At 42.0% G+C, this 24,685-nt stretch carries 25 protein-coding genes and 1 pseudogene; 9 read left to right on the top strand and 17 right to left on the bottom strand.

Going from position 1 to position 24,685, the window contains the following annotated elements:
* Positions 1-298: 298 nt before the first annotated feature.
* Positions 299-811 (top strand): hypothetical protein, encoded by a 513-nt coding sequence (locus EYW48_RS18710; protein WP_277432840.1) that lies wholly within the window; start codon positions 299-301, stop codon positions 809-811.
* Between the two features lie 119 nt (positions 812-930).
* Positions 931-1,866 carry an LPD25 domain-containing protein gene (locus EYW48_RS18705; RefSeq protein WP_277432839.1) on the top strand — a complete coding sequence of 312 codons (936 nt, stop codon included), beginning with the start codon at positions 931-933 and terminating at the stop codon, positions 1,864-1,866.
* A 377-nt stretch (positions 1,867-2,243) separates the two neighbouring features.
* Here the strand turns inward: EYW48_RS18705 and EYW48_RS18700 are convergent, their stop codons facing one another.
* The 4 genes from EYW48_RS18700 to EYW48_RS18685 form a co-directional block, all read right to left on the bottom strand.
* Complete coding sequence (locus tag EYW48_RS18700) at positions 2,244-3,758, bottom strand: hypothetical protein (RefSeq protein WP_277432838.1); 1,515 nt, start codon at positions 3,756-3,758, stop codon at positions 2,244-2,246.
* Positions 3,759-3,963: 205 nt separating this feature from the next.
* Positions 3,964-4,443 carry a lecithin retinol acyltransferase family protein gene (locus EYW48_RS18695; protein WP_277432837.1) on the bottom strand — a complete coding sequence of 160 codons (480 nt, stop codon included), beginning with the start codon at positions 4,441-4,443 and terminating at the stop codon, positions 3,964-3,966.
* 490 nt (positions 4,444-4,933) lie between these two features.
* Entirely contained in the window at positions 4,934-6,298 is a 1,365-nt protein-coding gene (locus EYW48_RS18690; RefSeq protein ID WP_277432836.1) for a cyclic GMP-AMP synthase DncV-like nucleotidyltransferase, read from the bottom strand.
* Between the two features lie 163 nt (positions 6,299-6,461).
* A complete protein-coding gene (locus EYW48_RS18685; RefSeq protein WP_277432835.1) occupies positions 6,462-7,580 on the bottom strand; it encodes an SAVED domain-containing protein in 1,119 nt (372 codons plus the stop codon).
* Positions 7,581-8,037: 457 nt separating this feature from the next.
* Here EYW48_RS18685 and radC point away from each other — a divergent pair, with 457 nt between their 5' ends.
* The 6 genes from radC (at position 8,038) to EYW48_RS18655 (ending at position 11,160) form a co-directional block, all read left to right on the top strand.
* The gene (gene radC, locus EYW48_RS18680) at positions 8,038-8,511 is read left to right on the top strand and encodes a DNA repair protein RadC (protein ID WP_102530099.1); all 474 of its coding nucleotides are present in this window, start codon (positions 8,038-8,040) and stop codon (positions 8,509-8,511) included.
* On the top strand, positions 8,508-8,945 hold the full coding sequence (locus EYW48_RS18675) for a DUF2787 domain-containing protein (protein ID WP_277432834.1): 438 nt from the start codon (positions 8,508-8,510) through the stop codon (positions 8,943-8,945). The genes radC and EYW48_RS18675 overlap by 4 nt, the downstream gene beginning before the upstream one ends.
* Before the next feature lie 46 nt (positions 8,946-8,991).
* Positions 8,992-9,435, top strand: a complete 444-nt coding sequence (locus tag EYW48_RS18670; RefSeq protein ID WP_277432833.1) for a DUF2787 domain-containing protein — start codon at positions 8,992-8,994, stop codon at positions 9,433-9,435.
* A gap of 317 nt (positions 9,436-9,752) precedes the next feature.
* Positions 9,753-10,520 (top strand): transcriptional regulator, encoded by a 768-nt coding sequence (locus EYW48_RS18665; protein WP_277432832.1) that lies wholly within the window; start codon positions 9,753-9,755, stop codon positions 10,518-10,520.
* Positions 10,517-10,885 (top strand): hypothetical protein, encoded by a 369-nt coding sequence (locus tag EYW48_RS18660; RefSeq protein ID WP_150330770.1) that lies wholly within the window; start codon positions 10,517-10,519, stop codon positions 10,883-10,885. The genes EYW48_RS18665 and EYW48_RS18660 overlap by 4 nt, the downstream gene beginning before the upstream one ends.
* Positions 10,886-10,932: 47 nt before the next feature.
* Positions 10,933-11,160, top strand: coding sequence for a hypothetical protein (locus EYW48_RS18655; RefSeq protein WP_277432831.1), 228 nt, complete (start codon positions 10,933-10,935; stop codon positions 11,158-11,160).
* Between the two features lie 276 nt (positions 11,161-11,436).
* Here EYW48_RS18655 and EYW48_RS18650 read toward each other — a convergent pair whose 3' ends face one another.
* The 12 genes and pseudogenes from EYW48_RS18650 to EYW48_RS18595 all read right to left on the bottom strand — a co-directional run bounded on the left by EYW48_RS18650 (position 11,437) and on the right by EYW48_RS18595 (position 21,892).
* The gene (locus EYW48_RS18650; RefSeq protein ID WP_277432830.1) at positions 11,437-12,438 is read right to left on the bottom strand and encodes a hypothetical protein; all 1,002 of its coding nucleotides are present in this window, start codon (positions 12,436-12,438) and stop codon (positions 11,437-11,439) included.
* A gap of 180 nt (positions 12,439-12,618) precedes the next feature.
* Positions 12,619-12,865: pseudogene (locus EYW48_RS18645) on the bottom strand (IS3 family transposase); the annotation flags it as partial.
* A gap of 134 nt (positions 12,866-12,999) precedes the next feature.
* Positions 13,000-13,464, bottom strand: coding sequence for an ASCH domain-containing protein (locus tag EYW48_RS18640; protein WP_277432829.1), 465 nt, complete (start codon positions 13,462-13,464; stop codon positions 13,000-13,002).
* Between the two features lie 70 nt (positions 13,465-13,534).
* Entirely contained in the window at positions 13,535-15,085 is a 1,551-nt protein-coding gene (locus EYW48_RS18635; protein WP_277432828.1) for a PAS domain-containing methyl-accepting chemotaxis protein, read from the bottom strand.
* Positions 15,086-15,220: 135 nt separating this feature from the next.
* Positions 15,221-15,358, bottom strand: coding sequence for a hypothetical protein (locus EYW48_RS18630; RefSeq protein ID WP_277432827.1), 138 nt, complete (start codon positions 15,356-15,358; stop codon positions 15,221-15,223).
* Positions 15,359-15,370: 12 nt separating this feature from the next.
* Positions 15,371-15,574 (bottom strand): hypothetical protein, encoded by a 204-nt coding sequence (locus EYW48_RS18625; protein WP_277432826.1) that lies wholly within the window; start codon positions 15,572-15,574, stop codon positions 15,371-15,373.
* Positions 15,575-15,756: 182 nt separating this feature from the next.
* The gene (locus EYW48_RS18620; protein WP_277432825.1) at positions 15,757-17,673 is read right to left on the bottom strand and encodes a methyl-accepting chemotaxis protein; all 1,917 of its coding nucleotides are present in this window, start codon (positions 17,671-17,673) and stop codon (positions 15,757-15,759) included.
* A 185-nt stretch (positions 17,674-17,858) separates the two neighbouring features.
* Positions 17,859-18,131, bottom strand: a complete 273-nt coding sequence (locus EYW48_RS18615; RefSeq protein WP_277432824.1) for a hypothetical protein — start codon at positions 18,129-18,131, stop codon at positions 17,859-17,861.
* Between the two features lie 21 nt (positions 18,132-18,152).
* Entirely contained in the window at positions 18,153-18,500 is a 348-nt protein-coding gene (locus tag EYW48_RS18610; RefSeq protein ID WP_277432823.1) for a hypothetical protein, read from the bottom strand.
* 18 nt (positions 18,501-18,518) lie between these two features.
* Positions 18,519-20,168: an EAL domain-containing protein gene (locus tag EYW48_RS18605; protein ID WP_277432822.1), complete on the bottom strand. Its 1,650-nt coding sequence runs from the start codon at positions 20,166-20,168 to the stop codon at positions 18,519-18,521.
* 128 nt (positions 20,169-20,296) lie between these two features.
* Positions 20,297-21,379, bottom strand: coding sequence for an AarF/UbiB family protein (locus tag EYW48_RS18600; RefSeq protein ID WP_277432821.1), 1,083 nt, complete (start codon positions 21,377-21,379; stop codon positions 20,297-20,299).
* Between the two features lie 108 nt (positions 21,380-21,487).
* Positions 21,488-21,892: a GNAT family N-acetyltransferase gene (locus tag EYW48_RS18595; RefSeq protein WP_277432842.1), complete on the bottom strand. Its 405-nt coding sequence runs from the start codon at positions 21,890-21,892 to the stop codon at positions 21,488-21,490.
* Positions 21,893-22,429: 537 nt separating this feature from the next.
* Here EYW48_RS18595 and EYW48_RS18590 point away from each other — a divergent pair.
* Positions 22,430-22,813, top strand: coding sequence for a transposase (locus tag EYW48_RS18590; protein ID WP_346780438.1), 384 nt, complete (start codon positions 22,430-22,432; stop codon positions 22,811-22,813).
* A 93-nt stretch (positions 22,814-22,906) separates the two neighbouring features.
* Here the strand turns inward: EYW48_RS18590 and EYW48_RS18585 are convergent, their stop codons facing one another.
* Complete coding sequence (locus tag EYW48_RS18585; RefSeq protein ID WP_277432820.1) at positions 22,907-23,884, bottom strand: DUF2860 domain-containing protein; 978 nt, start codon at positions 23,882-23,884, stop codon at positions 22,907-22,909.
* Positions 23,885-24,685 lie beyond the last annotated feature (801 nt).

Below are 24,685 nucleotides of genomic sequence, written 5' to 3'. Positions count from 1 at the left end.
AGAGCTACATTCGTTTTTACAACTATAAACGAAGTCATAGTGGGATTGATTATTTAACGCCAAATGAAAAATACCAACAAATGCAAAAAGTGGCTTAAAAACTCTCCAAAAAAGCTGGATCATTACAGACATTGTCTATGAACAACTAGCACTGCGTGTACCAAAAGAAGATGTCGCTCAGCAAGCCTGTACCTTCTTCAGAGAACGCCTCAACCACACAGACACCCAAAGCACCAACGAACTCAAGCAAGCTCTGTATGAACGTTATAGGCTTAGGTTGCGTGAAGACGATCTACTCATGCTCCACATGCTCATTGGCTCTAGTAATCTCTTTGACACGGAGACAAACAAACGAGCACGTAGCTGGCAGTTTTGTGGTGTAAACACCTTCAACCAACTACTCGTGAAATACGGTTGTGACTGGTCAGCAGCTGCTGAATCAGGTGAAGTCAAACTCAATGGTCGCGATACCAAAGCAGAAGGTTGGATACGAGCATTACGTAACACTTTGAACCTCGCTAAAGACTATGGAGTGATGCCGTATTGCCACACCCTAGAGGTATGGCTTAAAGCGCCATTAGAGAAATCCAAACAAACCCAATTAGATGAGTTAAAAACGCAGCTAAGTGATTTAGAGGCAACTTGGAAAGAACGGCAACGATTTGATGACGATGGCTTTGATGTCTCAATAAAACCCAAGTCTGCTTTTGAGATGTGGCTCTTTCAGCAGCTCATCAATGGCTACCAAGGCAAGTGCTGGATAAATGGCTCAGAGCCGCCCTACCACGCTGTAAAGAAGCATTCTATCTAATACTCCTAGCCCCGTTAACAAAACCGCTAAACAACCCAAAAACACGTTTATCCACCACTCTAGAGGCCACCTTTTAACAAGGTGGTCTTTTTTATTTTATTCGTAAAAAGGAAGCACTCATGCAAACAACACAACCAAACAGCTCATCCATAGACCAACATGATTCTTTACCTACGTTAGAGGCAAAAAAAATCAAACCGATCACGGTACTTGTTCAGTGGTCTGAATCTCGCGAGTTCACTGAAGAGACACTCTATGACTTTAGTGAGTTCGAAAAGAAAGCTCTGGAGGTTGCTAAACGCAATCCATTAGGCGGGTACGACAAAACAAAAGTAACCGTGACCTTTGATAATGAATATCAGCACGAATGCCGCTTAGATTTAGGCTGTGGTGGTAATGATCAGGGTTTTTCTGAACACTGCTTAAGCATGGCTCGTTATTACCGCCAGCATAAAGGGGATGTCGATAAACCTTGGCTTTATGACAAACACCACCAGCAGTTAATCGAACTCATAAACACTTATGAATTGGACCACTCATTCGTAAACCTAGGGCGTATGCAGGTTAAACAGGTCGAGGAGCAAGCTAAAGCTGAAGAAGCTGCAAAAGAAGAAGCCAAACAACAGGATCGGGAAAGAGCGTGGCGTAAACACCAGCAAGCGGAGGAGGCCTTTCAAGAAACCTTAGAAGTACCACAATGGGCAAAGGGCGTGATTGTTGCCACACTCACGGACTATGACGCTGAAATCAGTGAACCGTATGCAGGAGAGTTTCACACCAAAACGTTGAAGACTATTATTCTCGCGTGGTCGAAACACTCTCGAAACCTATTTCCAGAGCTGCGCAAAGCATGTCTGAATCACCCTGAAACGGCTTTTCTTAACGATCCAGATAAAAGCGTTGAACACCGTGAGCGCTTTGCCATGGGAGAAGGCTATTACCTAACCGACACCAAATACATTCGTTATGGATGGAAGATAAAGAAAATCAGCTTTTACCGAACAGAAAACAAAGCACGTTATGTGCCTTTAGGTGATATCGCGATAGATAAATAAAAGAAGAGAGAGGCGATCAATTCGCCTCTCTCAAAGTAGTCTTATTTTTTTGCCATTATCAACGACAGAATCGCTTGGTGATCACACACGGGTAACAACTCAACCAGAGAAGCTTGTGGACAAAACCTTGCCAGTGATTATCCTAAATTAGTAAAAAGCGAATTAATTTAGGTATGGAAAAGTTGGGTAGGTAAAACGCAAGACACGACCCTGTAGCTTCCGAAGGCAGTTTGCTGACCACCGATGAACTAGTGAAACAAGCGGCTGGCGAAACTCTGAACGCTAGTTACTTTAAAGAACATTTGAAAGTCGTTATCTGTAAATAAAAATGGCTCGGCAGTATTCAAGCTACCGAGCCTCTACTATCACTGACTTATCTATGCCACTGAAGCCGTTTTAGTCGTTGGCTCTTCCTCTTTCGAGTTGACTTCAGGAGTCGTTGCTACGTCAACTACATTCAACATATCTTTTTCTTTCTGCTCGATTTTATTTCTTTCTTTAGCATTTAGGTGTCGTAACAGTGGGCTAACTAAAGGCACGTTATCTAAACGATTAATCGCGTCGGCTAATTTTGAACTTTTATCAATCGCATCAATAATCGGATGATCTGAGTTGTTATAATCAGATATTAACTTGCCTGGGTTTTCGCTGTTAACTTGAAGCAAGTTGAAAAGCAATTTAGTTCTTAACTCACCACTAGTGTCATCTTCGCCAATTGTGTCAATCTGATTTGACAAGCCTTCAAATGTTCGGCTCGAAACTTCTTTATGTGTGTACTCTTCAATTAGTCGTTTACTAAGCTTATAGCTCTTATTTGATGAGTAAGCGACCCATAGGATAGGAGCGTAAACAGGTAACATCATAGAGTAAATCATCGGAGCATCTTGAATAACGGAAGCAAACTGCTCACTCAAAAATATTACTCGAACCATACTGAATGCAACTGGCAACAAAGAACATATTATCAACCAGCGAATAGCTTTATTGAACGAAACCTCATGTTTATCTAATTGTTCTTTTTCAACTTTAATTTTGTCGATATATGCACCAGAAAGACCAGCCGTAAGCGCATCGGGAAGAAGTGATTTTATCTGTTTAATAATTGAACTATATTGCTTTTCACCTTTTGATACGAACGACTCCAACCCTTCTTGGTATTGGCCTTCAATAGAGTCTAGTTTTTCATTGTATCTTTGCTCTACGCTCGAAACTTCTTCGTTTAACGATGCAACATCATTTTTGATTTTAGAATAAGCATCTTTAAGTTCTTCTTTTAAGCCACCTTGTTCTACTTCTTCACCGTTGTCATCTTCATATGTAAAGCCAAAGACTTCACCATGAAGGGTGTCAAATTCACTTTTCTGTTTAGTTGCATTACTCAGCAAAGATTTCAACTTACTTGCAACCAATTCGGTATTGGTTACTTGTTCTGATAACGACTCGACTTTCACCGCCAAGCGATCTTTCTCAGTAACTAAACGATTAAGCTCCTGTAGAGCTTCGTCAATTTCTGCTTTAGATTCTAAGTATTGTTCATGGTATTGAGCTATTGATTCTGATTTATCAAAAGCAGTAGACCCATACTCTTTGATAGTTGCCAGATTCGAGTCTGATTCATCTTTCAATGAAATGACAAGTTCATGAGCATCTTCAACACTTTTGTAAATGGCATCAATCTCACCCAAGCGTTCTTCAGCTTTGTTTTTTACTTCGGTGGCTTTGTTCCTAGCTCCCAAAGCCTTGGAATAATGCTCTGGTGCGCTCTGCTCAAGCAACTCAAGCTGTTGATTAGTATTTTCTAATTTTGCTTTAAGAGCATTCATCTCTGTCCAGAGATACTCTTTCTCTTTGTTTAGCTTTTCTGTTAGTCGCTCTTCTGTAGTCAAAAACAAAACTATTACCCACCCTATGCTACCACGTTAGTATTGATGCATTTTCCATCAATTCATGTTTAAAATCAAAAGTATGAACAAATGAGCACCAAAAACTAAGACCACGTAGAGCACATCGCACAATTTACATATATAGAAGCTCGGGCTTGTTCAACACTTGGGATTTAACGTTGGCTACGCAACGCTTAATCCTTATCTGCTATGCCTATTTTTTCTCAATGGCTTTAGTAACTAAAACTGCCAAACCACCCAAAGCTACAGCACCGCCAAGAAATTTTGCAAACTTAGGATTTTCTGAGCATAGACCTACTAAACCTGCACCTAAAACAGCACCCGCTGTACCCGCAACAACCTGAGTTGATGACACTTTCAAACCAGTAGCCCATTTTGCAAAATGCTCACAGTTGCGGTCTGTTAGAGAGTATTTCCACTTCCCTATTTGGGAGCGAGCTAGTTCTAACACTTCTGGCACGGAGCGGTCATAAGTCACTTCAGCTGGATAAGTATGCTTGCCCTGTGTTACGACATCCCAGCTTTCTTCTTGAACCGTACCATTTCGCTTAGTTGCAGAAATGAGCATGGGTAACCCTTTTTCACAGAAAGAGTCTGAAACCAAAGACCAGTGCTGATAAACACCAAAGTTGCTGACAACGATATCACCAGCAGTTAGATTTTGAATTGACATATGTATCCCTACATTTAATTAATAGATGGTATCAATATGTAGACATATTTTTAAAAATCAAGTGGTTGCATATGTATAGCGCTTGTTAGACGGATTTATTCCGTAATTTTTTACGTAACCTACCATAACGCCAATCATACTCACGCTTAATCTAATAGCCGTATTACCTAGTGCCTAGGATGTAACTTCATAACTTGCCGAAAATTTACGTACAACTCCAGCGGTGTTTGAGCAATACGATTTTCAGCTTGCTCAATCCAAAATGAGAATGATCTAATCCTCTCCCATCGGATTAGATTTGATAGGGAAAAGTTAGTGTGAGTGACTGGCGGTGAATACGTATTTCTGTGATTGCGATACCTCGTTTCGGAGCTAGGCTAGAAGTGATCGGATAATCCTGAGGAAATGACGGTGCGGAACGTTCCAAAATATGCAGTGAATAGGTCAGAAGCAAGAAGGAAAAGGCTCGTATTAGCGAGCCTTATATCTATCAATTGATAGGAACGACGAGCTTACCACTTCTTGCTAAGAGTACCTCGTCTTTAACAACAAATGCCTCTACGAAGTGATTACCTTTATAAGAGGTTGTTTCTTCTCTGATTTTTCCACCGATTTCAAACCCGCCTCGTAATTGACCTAACCTACTAGCTTCTTCTCCAGTGTTAGTGATTTGCCAATATACGTCTGAGCCGGGAGGAGTATCATCTGTAACCATGAACTTAAGTGAATAGTTCCTGCCAAAAACAATTTGCTGGACAGCTCTAGCGAACGGATTGACGCTATTTTTATTACGATACTCAACATCTAAGTTGACACTACCAACGTTCTCCACTTCTTCCCATCTGTGGTGCGCGCAGTGAGGAGGAATAGGGAAGTTAGGCTGACTTGCTTCGTCCAAAATTTCATCATAGGTAGCTGTTGTGGCTGACTTCTTGGTAACAGAATGAAAACTATCTCCGAACACACGACGCCATTTTTTTATAGATTCAGTTCGATCTGTCTCATCAAATGCATCTTCTATCCAAGTTCTATAATCGCCGATCTTTATTTTGAAATTCGTATACTTTTCTTCATTCCAGTGCCGAGTAAACGTTTCTTCGGTTCGTACTGGATTGACTATTTCTGGCATTGAATCGTAAAAGCTTAAATAATCATCCAAGCGGGTAAAAATTGTCTTTAAGGTGGTAGCAATATCTTTGAAGTCATCACTATTAGATTCGTAGTCGTGAACCATATTACAAATCAAAGTGGTTAAAAGTATTGATTTACATGAAAACGTAGTTTTTATGTCACGAAGATACTTGATAAGACGAATACATTTAATGAGGTTGTTGTTACCTACCACTGAATTCTTGTCGGCGACCCATTTCTTGTATGCTTCAGGGTCAGTAAGCTCAAACTCATTGGTGTGTCTATTCGCAATCAAATATTGTGTATGATTGCCGAACACGGTTTCTGTTACTCGTACAATACATGGAACAACATCGATGTGAAAATCACCTGAATAATCAAGATAAACACAACGAGTGTTATAGTGAACCATATCTTTATATATACTTGACCCCTTAAAAGCCTGATGAAGTTTTGTGATGTAGTCTTTAGGCTCCCAATTATCATTTTCGTCCATAAAGAAGACTATATCAGCGTCAAACTCCTTGTTTTTGACAGGCTTGATGATAGTTCTATGTCCATATGACCCCTGTGGAGATGCATTCTTAAAGAGATATTTGAAATCATCATGACCTTTTATGTACGTCTCAACAGAATTCGAACTCGTTTTCATCTTATTGATGCGAGCCTGATTGAGGTTGACAACGTTTGTTAGGAATTCAGTAAATATTTTTTGATGTTTCACGTAGTTTCCTTACTTGATTAAGTAACCAATTTCTAGGTCTTTATTTATATGTAATGACATTGGTGACTGTAGGTACTGTAGTCTCCACAACCTAGCAAGTCATGCTTGGTTTAGGTTGACTACGTCATTCATAAATGACCAAATGCCTTAATATGTTTCATTATTATTGCTCTTTGAATGTGACTAACGATGGCGTACTTGGATTTAAAACTAAGCACCAAGGGTAGTTATTGCTATTTCTGTCAAAATGGTGAATTTTGATTGTTGGCAAATGGTTTTGATTAAAGTCAGCCCCAAGTCTCATTACGAAAGAAGCTTGACCAGTTATTGTTATGTGGATTTCTTTGAGCTGCGGGAACATTTTCATTGTTTCGTTTATATAGCTACGAACTCGAGTTACAATTGCGACTTGAGCTACTTCGGAAAATAAATTCCCAATGTCTTTTTGTTTAACTTCAAGTTTGGATACTGCATCTAAGTTGAGGTCTTTCATGAAATGGTCATGATCGTTATTAAATGAAACCTCTATAGATAGGCCCCATTTAGTTACGTTATTGGCTTCTATACCTTGCTTGAAAAATAGGCCTATATCTTGTGTGATACGCGTTCCACGATCTCTAGCATCTCGCGTATCTACCCATTTATTTTTCTGAGGGCGTTCGTTATCTCTGTTCCAGCAGTAATAATTTACAAGTCTGCGATTCCCAACAAGAAAGCCTAAAACGAAACTCTGAGGAACATGAGCTAACGCACCCATTGCTAGGGGCTTCATAGGCTCATGCCTATTCATTTTTGCAAGCTTGACAGAGCTAAAGTCATCAAACTGTGCACAAGTTCGAGATAACCAATCTGTGATAGGCTCATTTAAGTTTTGATCAAGATAAAGGTCGTCATGCAAACCCGCTTGGTCAATAGTAGTTTCAAATTGATCACACAGTTTTGGAGCATGGCTATTGTTTAGTGATCGTAAATCAATGCTTTTGGAGCGATTACTTTTGGCTGCTTCTCCCCATATACGCTCATAAATTTCGAGACAGATCCCCATAACTAAACTCAACAGACCAATTGCTGCTGCGAAGTTAATAAGTAAGGGCGATACAACGGGTTCGTTACTATTAGTAGAGAGTGATATTCCGTTATATGAAAGAGCTGCCACTATTGATCCTATGCCAATGGTGGCAGCAAGAATCCCCGCGCCTGTTTTAATCAAAAGCCTTGCTGAAGATAGTCTTTTTTGACAAATCACGTAGATAAAATCTAATACCACATTTACGAACTCCACAATTATATCCTTACTAATATTGTGTTCAATAAGTTACATATGGGGATTGGTAGAATCTATTTCAACTCTTGGAGTAACTTATGCTTCGGCTACTAGAGACGTGCTAAATCGTGGTAACCTTCCAAGTCTACAGACATTTTTAAGGGATGAGAAAAAGTAATGCAACCCACGTTACAGAGCCCTGAGAGACTAAGTAGGTGTGGCACGGAATGGGGAAAAATCACTTAGAGTAACAACTCAATTAACTATGATCACCAGCGACTCTCTCCAGCGCTCTCTCATTCTAACGCTATCAGATTTCCTCTCTAACCTACCTCTAAAACTAACAAACCATACGCCCACTTCAATAACACATCTTTCCTTATGCTCTTCCAGCGCTTCACACCCTAACCCCAAAAATTTTCAGGCATATGTCATCAATGTGAATACCCACCATTGAATCCGACAGGAGCCCGTAATGACTACCCCTAATTCTGATTACAAAAAACAACAGCGCTATCAGGAGAATGAAATCCTAGAGCATGCCGCTGAGATACTCGCCACACGCTACGTGCGTGGTGATGCCTTAATTAGCCCAGATGCCACTAAAGAGTATGTACGCTGCAAGCTCGGCAGCTATGAACGTGAAGTGTTTGCTTTACTGCTATTGGATAACCAAAACCGACTGATTGAGTTTAAAGAGCTCTTTCATGGCACCGTCGATGCCGCCAGTGTCTACCCAAGAGAAGTAGTAAAAGCTGTGTTGGAAGTGAATGCCGCGGCGGTGATTATGGCTCACAACCATCCTTCAGGCGACTCTACCCCCTCACAAGCGGATAGACGTATCACCGAAAGACTCAAAGACGCTTTAGCGCTGGTGGATGTGCGTGTGTTGGATCATATCGTGACGGGCGAAACCTGCACCTCATTTGCTGAGCGAGGCTGGTTATGATTGAACAACACTATGGTGATATCAGTATCAATGATGCACTGCTCTCGTCACTAGAAAATCTTCTTATTGGTCATACACTGCCTGAACAGGCTGAAAGACTGGTATTGAACTGCCGTCAAATGAGTTACTACCGCCATCGTCAAGGACTGCACCCTATAGAGATACAGCTCAAACGAGAGTCAATCTCAGAGCCTTGGCTTATCGTGTTCTTTGCGAGCTTTTCTTACCCTAATGACAACAGTACTAGCGTAGAGCCGGAGCTGTACTTTCACCTTACTAATCGTTGGTTCTATCAACCCGATACAGGAACAACGGATTTATCTCATCCAGAAGTGCAAGAGGTGCTCTCTGCTTGGGTGAATGCATTAACTCGCCACCTAACCCGCAACGTCTTTGATAGCGTGCAACTCTCGTTGGTCAGCTCGTTTAACTAACCCCCTACCTACTTTCTGATTTATCCCTAAACAAGGAGGACTGTCGATGTCCCAATTAACCTTTACGTCATTACCCCTACCTGTCTCTAAGAAGCTGTATGCGTTGCTTAATGCGCGTTACTCAGCTCATTTGCTTAACAATGAAACGCTCTCCACCAGCCGTCATGTGGTCTTTAACTTTCGTGATAAAAGTTACAGTGCTGATGCTGGTGGCTTTCACCCTGTCGAAATGTCTATTTGCCAATCTTCAACAGGAGAATGGTGTGTTGAGTACATCACGGACTTTGCTTATATGGGGAACTACTACCCTGAGATTGAGCGGAATTTGGATTTTGACTTTCGCGCTCGTCAATGCTTTGCCAGCTATCATGGCTGGTTTTCAATGAACGATAACCGTGAGGCTATCGAGCTGTATCAATTGTGGGAGAGCAACTTTCTCGCATACGTCGAGATGGAGGCATTCGACGATATTACTCTTACTCCTCAATAACTCATGACTTCCCTTCTCCTACAAACCATCAAACTTATCTCTGCCCTCATCACGTTACTTTCTCTTTCCCCTTTCTTTGGTGCCATTGGAACCCTAACGACCTTAGGCTTTCTGGTGGTACTGCTGATTGGGTTACTAGTAGCAATCTCAGAGCTGAGAGATAAAAACAACCATCGATAATGTTAATCGACTCACGCTTTCGCTAAGCCGATTGATGGCGCTTTAACCGTTGGACATTATGTGTCGAACCCACCTCTATTCTCCCGACATTAAATGTCCGACTCCGGTGTGGAGCGCTATGTATTGAGAGAGTAGTCATGAGCAATAAAACCAGCATTGAAGGCTTATCTGCTTTGCTGCACACGCTGATGCTTATTCCTCAACATCGATGGATCACCGTTAGGGAGTTGCAGCAGCAGTTGGTCCTAATCGATATCCACCGCACCACGCGCAGCATTAAACGCTACCTCGATGAAGTCATTGTGGAGGTGTTTAACGTGGAGTGTGATTCGATGAGCATGCCCCATGTTTACCGAAAAACATCCGAGCAATTACTGAAGCTAAATAAGCAAGAAATGCTCTATTGGCAACTGACCAATAAGTACTTACAGCCGCTTATTCCTGATGCACTGAATTATGGACAGGGTCGGTCCTCGGAGAGAGACAAACCCTTACTGGATAAGGCTTCAGCCATTTCAAAAGAACGACTTTGGCTAAGCAAAGTACACCTCAACCTACCTAATACGAGAAGCTGGAGTAACAAGCAGCAACAAGTCTTAGGGTCAGTCCATGAAGCATTACTTAACAACCGAATGCTGAAAGTCTCTAGCCAAGCTTTGCAGCAAGAGCAAACGCTCATTGAACCACTGGGGCTCTCGGTTCAGTGTGACGCGCTCTTGCTGCTCTTTCGGTTATCCGACCAACATCCAATACACACCGTTGCCTTACCACTTATTGATGAGGCCAGTGTATCGACATTTTCATTTACCTATCCCTCCGACTTCAATGTTGAGCAGTTCATGCTAGATCTCGAAGAAGCAGGCTACCCAGAATTTCACTCACCAATGAGGAGAGCACCATTATGACATTAATCAACACCCTACTCCGATACACCGCTATGAGCGTGCTGTTTATCGGACTGACCGCTTGTGGCGACCAAGAAGAAACTCAAGCAGCAACGGCAGATATTGAAGTATCGATCTCCACCAACTCTCATTGGGGAAGTTTAGTCTTTGACCTACAAGCGATTACCGATAACACCGTCATCACCGACGTTGTAATTAACCGAGGTAATTGTCGTCTTCCAGCTGGTACGGCCTCAGAGCTGTCTAGAAACGTTTCATTGAAGTTCGGTGAAACCTACACGGGATACAGCAACAACTGCACCGTCGATAACGTGAAAGAAATTGAAGTGACGTCAACGGCTGGCACCTTTGTTTACACCTTCTAACTTTCAATTCCCAAATAACACACTCAACCAACTCGTAAGGATCAACTATGAACAAATCATTTCTACTCATCGCAACAGCGTTAGTTTTCTCAACCTCTTCCGCATTTGCTGGTGGAACACTCGGCGGTAACCCCGCCGCAGATTCGGGTGCAGTGAACGTCAGTGTGGGCAAATGCACTCAATACAAAATGGATGTGAAAGCGGCGCAACAGGAAGGCAAGGATGTATCGACTATAACCGCCCCTGCTGGCTGTGAAGCTATCAGAGAAAAGTAATACCAACAGCAATGATAAAATGACAAAGGGGGGCATTTATGCTCCCCTTTCTTTTTTTGGTGCTCCAGCCTACAATCAAAAATCAACCCGTTATGTTACTAAAATAGGATACAACGGATTAACTCACGAATTAAAAGTAGCATTGTTATAAGCAACTACCGACCAAATTGTTTTTAGGGATGTACTAGCCCCCACGTCAAACCTCAAAAGCACTACAGTAGCGAATCGACTTGATAGTTTTGTCATATACACTCACTAACATGTGAAATGAAGACCTTATTGATTCTTTGTAGGCATTGGTGAGATAAGTGCATTGGTTGTCATTGGTATATGAACACCTTGTTGTATATCTGCATTATTACGCTGAGGTTCCAACAAATATGGTTGAGCCAAAGGAGTTAGGGCCTCTATAACATCAAGAACACCAAACTCACGTCGTTCTGAAAGTTGCTGCGCAACTAGCCTATGAAGCGGTGCGGGAAGGTTGACCTCTTTGGGCATATTAGCATCAGCATCAATAAACTGACTCACTATCACCCATGAGTGATAAAACACCTCCATGAATGATGCGTCGTAGGGTAGTGGGCATACCACTAAATTTCGTTGAGAATCGTATGTAATTGAATCACTTCTTCCATGTTGAGCAGGGACAATACCAATACGTAAACCTTCAGCGCCTTCCAAAGCACTTGGATTTATTTTAACTGTCGTTCCTACCCACCGCTGCGAGTCGGTATAACCTAAAAACAAATCGGCTTTCCACAAGCCTTTAATACTGTTTGGTAGCTCACTTCTTAGATTCCGAAACCTAAACGCTTCAGCAATTTTAGATAGATAAAACTTCAGTTTAGGCGGCTGAGATTGAGCGCCAGTTAGTACTCGTGACTCTTCCGTTAAGATGTTATGTGCCGTATCAATGAGAGAAAACGCACCTGTTTTTTCTGCACCAAACAAAATGGACTCAATATTTTCCCCAGGAACTCGACAGTGGTTAGTAAGAGCATCATGAATCTTATCCGTTATTAAAGGGTCTCTTCTTCTAATTGCATCGTGAACAGCGTATTCAAAGCAAATACCAATATCACCGTCACCCTTTCTCCTCAACCTAGGCAGCATCTTTAGTTTTACATTTTGGTAACCTCCGACCTCACTTACCACATCTTGCTTCAGGGAGAAAAGTAAACCGTATAAAATTGGGCGTATTACTGCGATCAGCGCCGAGTAAGGATCCCCCACCAAATTCTGCTGATACTCTTTATTAATTGTTATTTGTGACATTGATGCTTCCATATCTTTCTTTTCGAATAAGTAAACAACGCTTGATAGACGGAAACCTTTCGCTTTGTATTACGTCTATGTTGCTGCCATTGACTATGAAACTCAGATAGTATTAATCTGTTATGTGAATTGTATTGGTCAAATAAAATTGGCCACGGTTTTAGAGTTTTCCTAATACAGTCATTCAGACTCATTGGGTGTCAGCACGCCATTATAATGATGAGATCTAAGTTGGCTGTAAGAACCTGTGATGCAAAGAGTTATATGCTCTAAAACTTCTATAAACTGGCACTGATATCCATTCTGTCTTTAGACTTTTGAAGAATCGCACCATAGGGTGATTTTCCCAACAATTACTTCGCTTAGATAAGCTTTGCCTGGTTTGATAACGCCACCACTGTTGGCGACAAGAACGACTAGTGTAATGAGGGGTACCTTAACATCTCTAATTAGATGGCCAATTTCACCGTACCACTGCACTGCCACCTTACCCGAATACTTCACCTTAATCACAAACCGAAAGTACCGAGCGTTTCGAATTGCGCTTAAACGCTTTGCACCTTATTTATAAACGACCTTAAAGCGCTCTAATACCAACAGCATATCTTCAGTTGGCTTAATGCCGAGTTCGTCGCACTCCAAACTGAAAAACTCCCAATGAGCTTTGCGCCACCAAGTTAGTGACTTGTCGCCTTCTCCTTCCTCTGCCGCAAACTCCGCTGTGATATCGCAGTATTTACATTTACTGACTGAGGTGAGTTCGATGATGCAGATTGGCTTTGCTTCCCAGTTGGTTACGACTTGTAAATGACCAACTTCTGGCATGGGTTCGCCTTTTTGACTATACCAATACTCCAAGCTGCACGAAGCTCGTTTCTCACCGCGCAGTATTAGATCTGCGCATATGTTGGCGTTGTATTCATCTGCACAAAAATAGTCTGCACTAAAAGAAGTATAATTTTTCGCAATTTCGCTAGGTAATGAGTCTAAATATTTATTCAGATACGCCTGACTTCTTTCATTCATGTCATTGAATCTCAATTAAAAATACAACGCCGAGCTATGTAAAAAACAGCGCGACCACCAAACCTAAAACCTATGTCTGACTGAACTGCATAACCAGTCTCTGCAGACTTTCTAAGTTTACAACCAAATCATGAGTTCTCTTAACCGAATGCGAGGAAAGTTCCTTGGTGGTTACAATGGCCTCATTCATACGTACTACATGCTCACTCATGCCTTTCGTTACTTCTACTTGCTCTTCAATAGCCAAAGAAGTACTCGCACTCTGTTCCGCTATAGACGATAGATCGCTAACAATCGCTTCAAATGATGCTTTACTCTTTTGAGAGAGAATAAGATTTTGACTTGACGCCTCCATTCCTTGCTCCATAACCTGGCGAGTTTCCATCACTGCCATGTGTAAGCTGTCAATCTTTAAACGTATGTCACTCACCGAAGAGCTCGTTTTTGTCGACAAGGCCCTAACCTCATCCGCAACCACCGTAAAACCTCTTCCATGCTCTCCCGCTCTCGCTGCTTCAATGGCAGCATTGAGAGCCAGTAAGTTCGTCTGCTCAGATATCTCTTGAATCATACTTAGAATAAGCTCAATGCTCTGAACATCGTTATTTAGCTTATCAAGCAAAGCGCTCGACGAATGAATCTGATGACTCAGGTCCCTAACAGCTTCCACCGCCACATCAATAGTCTGCATGCCTTCCTGTGCGCTGCGGCGTGCATTATCAACAAACTCAACCGATTGTTTTGCGCTTTGGGACACTTCACCTATCGAACTCAACATCTCTTCTGAAGAAACCGCCATGGCGTCTGTCGCCACTTGTTGATCGTGAAGCTCCTTATCTATTGCCTGATTATTCATCAAATCTTCGCTTGCAGACTGCAATATATTCTCTGTGGTATCAGTGGCTCTCGCGGTTGCGGCTCTGAGCTCCGCTTGTTTCATCATAAGTGCAAGCTCGATGCGTGACAGGTCATCGCAGTATCCCGTATAAGGCCTTTCCATTAAAACATTGTCATAGCAGTTTAGAGCTAAGTCATTCAGCGAGTTCATCCGCTTACTTAAAAAGAAAGTAGCAATGATTTGCAAGGACATAAACAGAAGTAGTCCGCCCAAAGCTATCGAGGAAGGGATCATCTCAGAGAGCAGAAAAAGTAACGCAGTACTTTGCAGGCCGAAAAATAGTATCAGTAAGTTTATCCATTTGGTGCGCTTTGGGGTTGAACTGTCATTTGTTAAGTTTTGGTACAGCGACTGCGCCCTAATTATTTGCTCGTCGCTTGGTCGTGTTCTTACCGATTGGTACTCAAACACCTTGCCATCTTTATCCATGATGGGAGTAACAAAGGCAGATACCCAGTAGTGGCCTCTTACCTTACACCGATTTTTGACCAAGCCCATCCAGCTTTGCCCAGATTCGATATAGCTCCACAGCTGCCCAAATGCCGCTTTGGGCATGTCAGCATGACGTATGACATTATGCGGCTTACCGAGCAACTCTTCCTCTTCATAACCAGCCACACGGCAAAAATCTTCATTGCAGTAAGTAATGTGGCTATTCGGTGAAGTGGTCGAAATTAAGTTATCATGCTCTGAGTATTGTACTCGTTCGTCTTCCGTAGACATTGTGTCTAAATCCCATAATTATAGATAGATAAACTGAGCAACTGCTCAATTCTAGAAGCATTCTATATCAACTCTGTCACTTGATATTGACAATTATCAATAACAAATCAGTACTATACAACTCGATGGTTAACCTTACATTACCCACTGTTTACGAGCAGAAGCACTGACACAAAAACGCTGGTTCTCATCCCAAAAAAAATTTGCGGCAATTAAATGACAAGCCGTGTCATCCACTAAGTCAACGTTGTGGTATTGATTAAAAAACGCCATAACAATAACTAGTTATAGCAGTACGACATCTATTTGCTCAATAACTTTACCGACACTAGTTTGATCAAGTAATCCCTCAATTCTTTCCATTTCAGCTAACTGATTGAGTTCATTAGCAGATGAGGATGTCTGCTCTGCAGATGCTGCAGTTGAATGAACAACTTGATCAATTTCGCTGACTCCTTGACTAACTTGAGAAAGACTTTCCAGTTGCATCAACTGCCAACTTACCCGCTCTTTCAACACCCATAAAAGTAAAGTCAGCCTCTCAACCCAAACATCTATACGCAGACTCTCCGAGCGAAAGTACAACCAGTATCAAAAACAGCTCTTGACGCATCCCCATACGTCAGTGCGACTCTCTTCAAGTCTATCGACTTCTCTTCGACTACTAAGATTTACACCTTCTGCTGCTCAACTTTAAACTTCGCCATCAATCCGCTCAATTGCTGATTAACTTCTACTAGTCTGAGTGTTTCCTCTTCAATTTCAACGCCCGATAATTTAAGTGCATTCACAATATCGTTAATTTGGGTGATGTTACGACCAATTTCCTGTGTAACGCTGCTCTGCTCTTCAGCCGATGTTGCTATTTGCATGCTGGCGTCATTAATGTGTGTGACCAAATCTGCAACATGGGAAACATTCGTTTCCAAGGCATTAGCGCTAGAGTCAGCTTCTTGGCAACACACTTTGGTACTTTCCATTGAATCCACCATTAGATGACTGCTGCTTAACAGCTCATTTAACGCCTGCTCAATTTCCTCTGTACTGGATTTTGTTCGTCCCGCGAGATTTCTAACTTCATCCGCCACCACCGCAAATCCCCGTCCTTGCTCACCCGCCCTAGCGGCTTCGATGGCCGCATTCAAGGCAAGCAGATTAGTCTGCTCAGCAATATCACTGATGACCGTTAAAATAGAGTGGATACCTTGTGATTTACCATTCATCTCTTCTACACGTCCGACGGCCACATCAACCTCTCGACGCAATGAATTCATGTTTATTTTGGACTGGTCAATACTCTGAGAAGCGTCACGCCCCAAGTCTTCTGCTTTCTGCGTCAGTTGCGCAGTTGTCGCAGCACTCTGAGCAACCGTTTCCGCGGTGGAGTTCATCTCTTCAATTGCTGCAGCAATTTGCTCGGTTTCGGAAGCATGTTCTGTGAGGCGCAGAGCGCTCTGTTGGGATTGAGTTGCAAGCGTGCCAATGCGGCTTTCAAGCTCCTTGGACAAAGTTTTAACCTCTAGGAACATTGACTGCAACTGTGCGATAAACCCATTGATACCAACGGCTATCCGTCCAAGGTCATCGCTTGAGGTTACTGGGATCCGATTGGTTAAATCGCCATTCCCCTTGGCGAGGCCCTCTATGACATCCCTAAGAGCTAGGACCGGTTGGTATAAGCGATGGAAGAGCAATGACAAAACAATGAGTGCAGACAGGATGCTAATCGCGACACTGAGAGTAAGGTTAGTTTCCAACTCTCCTAACTCTTGGAATGCGATTGCTTCATCAACCCCTACACCTAGGTACCATGTTTTATCCGCTACTTGGAATCTGTGAGAAAAGAACAGCTTCTTTTGACCATCCAGTTCGTAAGACTGAACACCGGAAGGCATTCTGACAGCATTCAGCGCAGTATCCCTGAATCCATTCAGGTCCCTTGCCTTTTCGCCATTTTTTATGACGGGTGAAGATGAAGCAAGTATTGTCGTCTCACTATCCATCATAACAGCAACCGCGCCAGGTATATCACTCACTCTATTGACGATCTGGTTTAGAAAATCCAGAGTCAAGTCAGAAGAAACCGTGCCATTGAATGTTTTTTCAACAAAACTAATCCAGATCACACCATCAGAAGCAACATACGGTTCGGTTACAGAGACCTGTGATTTTCCTTGAGCCAGTTGATACCATTCACGTGTCGTAACATCGCCATTATATTTGTGGTTGGGCCATGTGTCGGCTGTTTGATTCCAGTACGCATCACCATTGTCAAGTGATATCACAACACTGTCTATGTCCATGGCATTAGCGAGTAACTTAGTCTGCTCAATATAGTTTTCAGGAAAAGGCTGAGCCTTATAATGCTTCGCCACTTTATTGATACTGCGTGTCTTCTGTCCGAAATAGCTCTCTGCAGCCATCGCTTGTTGTCGTGTATAGTCAGTAAAATAACGCTCCACATTTTCCACGACGATTTCGCGAGTTTCATTATAGCCAATCCAAGCGCTTACAATAAGGGCCGTTGTTAGCAAACAAGCCATGGCGCTCAGCAGTATCCCTTTAAACCCAAAAAATCCTTTTTTCATAATTCGTTCGTCCTAATCGTACCTAATAAAAAACCGCTAAATAAGTGTTCCTAATTGTGCTACAACCGTGTTGAAAACACATTGAATCAGAGGCTATATGTACGTATCTTACTAACCGCATAACATCGACTTAATCTTGAATGGTAATGTCTGCCCCATGATTAATAACCACTGATCGTTTGGTTTTATACAATTCGCAGGTTCACCCCATTACTTAACTTGACCGAACTATCGCTCAGTTCATAAAGCTCTTTCAGCTCCATCAAAGTAGAGTCAGCCTTTTCACTCACACTTCTATGCGCAGACTCTCCAAGTAAAAGTACGATAAGCATCCCAAACAGCTCTCGACGCCTCCCCTGATTGATATGCTCTTGTATTCTTCTAATTAAATTTGGGTCGCTCACGCTCAATGAGCCTGAATAGCCATAATGAATAAAACGAAACTCCGCAATGACCATGTGTTGCTACCTACCTACTCGCTACTTATACACGCATAATAAACTTCGATATTCCGATAACACTTCAGCAATCGAAGGATAGTCTGACATCAACTCACGCTCAATGGCGCTCACCTCTGATTGAACGACATCAAGCACCGAACTCACTTCTTTATCATGGCGTGTCACTCGCTGTAAGTTGTACCTGAGCTTACGCAAATTGATTCTCAAATGAAGCTCAACCTTGTTGAACTGATGGCTCGCTTTTAACGTGTGGTGGACATCATCCATACAAAACTCGCATACTCCATGCTCAATCTGAAACGGAACCGTTTCTTGTACATCAACCGTTGATTCAAAAGTGCATAACTTACAGGTGTAATTTAACATTTGTATCCTCCCTAACTCTTAAACTAACGCGCGCTTTTCCAACCACACTTCAGGCGAGCAAGGCTTGTAAAGAAAATACCCCTGAAGGTACGGTACACCTACCCTTGTTAATGTCTTAAACATCGCCGATGTCTCAACCCCTTCCGCAACCAGACTGATATTGTGTGACCGACCAAACTCACACAAATGAGTAATTAACTTCATGCATGCATCCAATCGCATCGCCTCATTAATCAGAGCTCTATCAAGTTTGACTTGATAGAGTGGAAGACGAAATAAGCTAGTAACAGCACTCATCCCTGATCCAAAATCGTCTATCGACAACTTAAAACCATGAGTATGGAGCACATTTAGAGTTCTATTTATCGTGGGATTTTCATCAAGCAAATATGACTCTGTCACTTCCAACACAATACGACTAGGAGACACACCAGCTTGCGTTGCAACATCAAATACATCATCCACAAAGCTGTCTTTAAGAAGCTGATGTGCTGAGACATTTACATTGATTAGGGGCCTTTCTGCATGAGTCTCATCAAACGTTGTAAGGTATTGACAAGCATGCGTTAAGACCAACATTCCTAGCGCATGAATATGACCTTGCTTTTCTGCGATAGGGATAAACTCTAAAGGTGAAATATGGCCCAACACAGGATGATTCCAACGAGCTAGCGCCTCAAAACTGATTATATTTCCCGATAAGGCTTCAACAATAGGTTGAAGGGCAATAGTAATCTGATGTAATTCAATAGCTTGCTCTAACGCGTCTTGTATTTCAAAATGCCTGTCGATGTCACGTTGAGAATCATCGGTATAGGTCACTGGCGAGCTGACCAAACGGGTGTATTCTGAAAGATTAAATAGTTGTTCTAGCGGGTTTTCTGGGTTGATAACATCAACAGGTAAAGCCCCTATCCCTACTCGACTGGTTAGGGTTGAACTGCATCCTTTGATCTGGATTTGGCCTTGGAATTCCGATTCTATTTGATTCATTAGCTCTAGCACTAACGCTGCATCCAATTCCTCATCTATTTGAACAACAAATACATCAGCGCTAATACGATAAAGCCCGTATTTCAACGAAAAGACATGATCTAATGTGGATACTAAAGTAGAGGATAGTGCTCCAGATGCATCGTTGCCAACCCTACGTTGAAACTGTTGTAATTGAGTCAAACAACACACAAAAAGCCATCCTTTTTCTTTAAAGCGAGGAAAGCTTTGCAAAAAGTAATGGCGGTTGAATAATCCTGTTTCACTATCATGATTGGCCATATGAGTCAGATACTGATTAAGGAACACCTCATCAGAGACATCCTTGTGAGAGCCAACCATGGCGAATCCACCATTATACTCTGCACGTACCCCCGTTACTTCAATCCAAAGGTAGCGACCTGACAAATTTTTCACACGATAACGCGTTTTTACGCGCGAAATCGTATGATATTTTTGATAGAACTCGACTTCCTTCACTAGTTGAGTTCTATCTTGTGGGTGAACCAATTCCAACCAATCTTCTAATGATGGACTCTCAGAAGGGAGATTAAACTGCTGATAGAAAGTACTGTTGTAGAACTGAACAACATCATCATCGCCCATAAACCACAAACCTTCACTCGCAGTATCTAAAAGACTGAGCAGTAATTGCGGTAAGGTCTGTTTGTCCATTTTTATTTACCTATTCAAGAACCAACTATTCCATATTGCTAGGATGGGCGTCTAGTCAATCTATGTGTTGCTTTAAGCAACTCTTGCAATAAATACCAAATATTCGCTTAATAGCTCCAACTTCTGTTTTACAACTGATAGCTTTCCGCTAGCTTCCACTTCTGTTCATATCGAAGGCGCAACTCTTCCTGCGAGTCTCCTTCATTCTGATAAAATAGGGCACCGTAACTTTCAAGCAGTAGAAAATGATGTTTGAGAATCTCTTGAACGACATCAATTCGCTTGAGTGTTAAGGCTGTGCAACTTTTCCCTTCCAGATCGTCTTCAATATCAAGCACATGAGAGCGGAACATAGTTGTCAAGAAACACCGCTCAAGTACTGCTTGGTTAGAAATGGCCTCGCTGAACTCTCTCTGGATACCACGGTAGTATTCGATGATATGAGACTCGCCACCGTTCCCCTGAAGCCAAGTTATTTTATGCTCTATGGCTTTTAGTGCGGTCAGTTTGACCTCCCTAAACAAAGTGAGGGCCTTATCCTGGGTATACTCCTTCTCGAGTAACCATCCAGATAAAAAACGCGTCTCAAACCGTTCACAGAAGTTAAATAGCGGATCATTCGTTCCGTTACTATTAAATGCCTGTCTCGGGTCAAATTCATACATGTAACCAAAATCGAACAATTTAAGTTGTTGATGATGGTCAACTAACAAATTGCCAGAGCATAAGTCCCACTCGAACAATCCGTTTTGTTCACACATCATCAAAGTCGAAAACAGTTGCTGGAGTATTTCAGTCGTTAGGTTTTGGATTGGCGCACCTTCTATCCATTCAGATAAGATGATCCCTAATCGATAGTCGGCATAAACGGTATTCACAATTCCATCAAGAGACCGACCAGTGCGACACTCTGCTTTTAACTTCTGAAAATCCTGACGCCGCTGAACCTCATTAAGAAAAGAAAATTGACCATCTAAGTTTTGCACCTTTGCACTTTGACGCTTCTTCTTTAGAGTAAAGTCCTTATTGTCAAAACGAACTCTATAGACTTCCGCCGTCAAACCGCTGTCAAAAGCCTCGATAACATAAGGGGAATCAGTTGTCGTTTGTGCTAAATGCTCAGGTTCAATGGGACAGTCAATGACTTTTCCAACAATAAGATTCTGACCACTCTCTTCAAATAACTGTTGCTTTACGTGACGAGCATTCATTTTGTTTTCCTTCATGTCCTAGAGAATTGAAGCCTACCAGGTGGAACTTATCCGTCTTCATCTTTGCGATAGAAAAATGAGGTGTAGGAAACCGGAGTAGGCGACACGCTATCCGATGAGTAGTTTGAGGCCTTCGTGGCTGTCTCTAAACCCTAAACGTTGATAAAAGGCGATAGCGTCAGGGCGAGATTTATCACTGGTCAACTGGACCATAATGCAGTTTGATGCCTTCGCGAGATCCAGCGCATAGTGAATCAGTGTGGTTCCAACTCCCTGCCCTCTTACTATCGCTTTCACTCTGACGCCTTCAATCAAACATCGCCATCCTCCCTTACGGGTCAAATAAGGAATGAACGTCAATTGGCACATTCCGACGATCTCATCATCAAGTTCCGCGACAATCATTTGATTTTGCGCATTGCTCAATATGCTTTGAAACGCTTGCTTATATCGTTCATCTAGAGGTTGGGTAGTATCCTCTCTATCACGACCCAACGGATCGTCAGCGAGCAGATGAACTAAACATCACACTTCATTCACATCCAATGTTCAGGGGCGCCACTCCAAGTCCCTTGACCGTGTGGAGCTGAGTTTTTGATAAATCAATCAGTACATTGCGCATCGATTTCTAGCGTAACCTCGATACATCATACTCAACCTTTATATTGCCACTTGACTCAAAATCCGTTTTTTATAACATTTCGTTCAAATCTCTCTCATACATGCAAACACAAGAATATTTAGTGCTCATATCTATATTAGGGTTCATTACTATAATCAGAAACTCACGAACCTTGTTTGTGCTTGTACCATTGGCAAAAAAAACATTAGCATCATCTTGAATAAACTATCGCTCTCTTAAAAAGCTATTCTGCAACCAACGGATTAATCATAGAAACCAAATGGCCCCAATCGAAGTCTTACGATCAGTATCCATTCACTTACTTTATTTTCATACCAAAACCTCGATACATAACCACTAATTGTCACAGCTACAATCACTTCCTAGTCAACCGAAGTTCACTCACGTTTTATTTTGGCTAAGAGGCTATCATTGAGTGGGAACAACCTAAACTGAATAAGAGTGGTACACCACAATTGTCTAATGACCTAGCTATCACAACTGCTCGCATGGCTAGACGCCTGTTTTCCTTAGCTTTAACTGCACTACAAGGAATTATTGACTCCATTTTTAGATTGGCGAATGTACTATTGGCTTGTCCCCACTATACCTGCATCAGTCAACGAGCTAAGGACGTCAAATCTGGCATAAACTCGATCGAGCTATTGATATGCCACCGAGTGAGACTATCAGGTGTGACAGATACCGAAGAACTTCCTAATCTACTTAAACAAGCAAACAGAGCCTTAGGTATTTCAAAAGCTCAGTATGTTGTTCAAGAGGAGTACGATTTAGCTAGTGTCCGCTTATAAGCTGAATCCAACAGCAAAGCCCCATTTTACTATAACTTCCGGATATGCTTTATTTTGCTCTGCCATGCAAGGGGGATAACGGAGACAGCGTAATTAGAATCTTATGCCAATACCACTTGAAATTATAAGCTGCTCGCTATCGTAAAACTGGATATTCGAGTTGGTTTCCCCATAGCCAGCTAAAGAGATAAACGACACATTGCTCCACCCCATAAACTGATGATATTCGTAGGCAGCGAAGAACATAACTTCACTATCATCACGTATGAGATTATACACCGGATGAACTGTGTCATAGCTTCGCTCAACGTAACCAGCCGTGAGCGCCAGTTGATGACGATCATACCTTTGAATTAGCGATAGATCGCCACCAAAAGAGTGATTGCTATTCGCAGCTCCTGTCGCATCCGAATCGGTATAAGTGAACGATGGGCTCAGAAAGATCACACGGTTAAAATATAGACGAAAACTGCCTTTGACGTATAGGTTATCGGCGTTTCGATCGAGTACATTTGCATCATAGCCTGAATCAAGGCCAGAGCGTTCATTATCTATTTCTTGTGTAGCAATAGCTGTGTCGATGGTAAAACCTGAACCAGCAATATTTGAAACCTTCAGCCTATAAGCATTTCCTTGTTGTTCAGTTACACGGCGTGATGAACCAACCAGAAATGGATCCGCCCAAGTTTCACCAGACATTTTGTTAGGTAAGTAAGAGATATCAATCACGGTGCTATTATCTAACTGAAGCTTGAAGCCGAGTTCTAGAGCCAATGTTCCTACAGCAACATCTTCTTGCGATGTTCCAACATAGATCTGTTTATTCTGTCCTTTACCAAAGGTAAGAGAGACGCTGCCTAACGGGAGAAGCAACAAGTTGCTGTCACTTTTAGCTTTTTGATCGCTATTGCTAATGATGGCGTTGCTATCGGTATTAAAGTTGGATCTTGAAGAAATATAGCCCGAACTAAGTGAGAGCTCACCACTTAAGCCCGCTGAATCTGACAACTTAGCGAAAGTGAGTGGACTAAATAGTATCACCAGCGCGATAACTACCTGATTGTTGAGCATATAATTTCTCCTCGATGACTTTCTTGGTTCTTTTGGTCAAACGGCTCTGGACATCATAAACTTTCACAAGTTTTCAATTTCTTTTGTTTGATAATTGTAGACAGATGTTTAAGACGTAACTATTTATGTATTAGACACTCTAGTTCAAGAACAAACAGGACAAGGAACAAGCAAAAAACGTCAACTGCATACACCTGAAAAATTCAGTGCTGATGTAAAGGCTATACTGTGTCAATTTATTGTTCTAAATAAGGAATTGCGAACTAATTAGCTACATTCAATTAATCGTTGTACTCTTGTGCCGAAATCGAACTACAAAACAAAAAAACCTAATCAATCGTCGTTAACTCACTTCCTGGGTTGCTCAAGAAACCACAAGAAAACAGAGCAAGCATGACAACAGCCAATTCAGCAACCTAGTCATTAACACCACACTGATGGGGAAACAAAGTCCAACATAAACTACATTTTGCAATAGATATCTGCCCACTACCCAAAAAGCCACGACAGAGCTGAGTTCATCTAATATTGCATATAGCGTAAACTTCACCACAGACTTCCATAGACACGTCGTAGAATCATTGAAATATCAGGTGAACCTTATGGCACAAGACATTTATCACAATCTAATACGGATAAAGTCAGCAGTTCGTATATCCCGCTACGCTAAGGAGTGTAATGATCCAGCTTTTTTGGAGAGTTTTTAAGCCACTTTTTGCATTTGTTGGTATTTTTCATTTGGCGTTAAATAATCAATCCCACTATGACTTCGTTTATAGTTGTAAAAACGAATGTAGCTCT

Source organism: Vibrio sp. 1180_3 (genome assembly GCF_029478545.1).
Lineage (GTDB): Bacteria > Pseudomonadota > Gammaproteobacteria > Enterobacterales > Vibrionaceae > Vibrio > Vibrio aestuarianus.
Note: the sequence above shows the minus strand (reverse complement) of the source record. Positions and strands in the feature narration are given on the sequence as shown.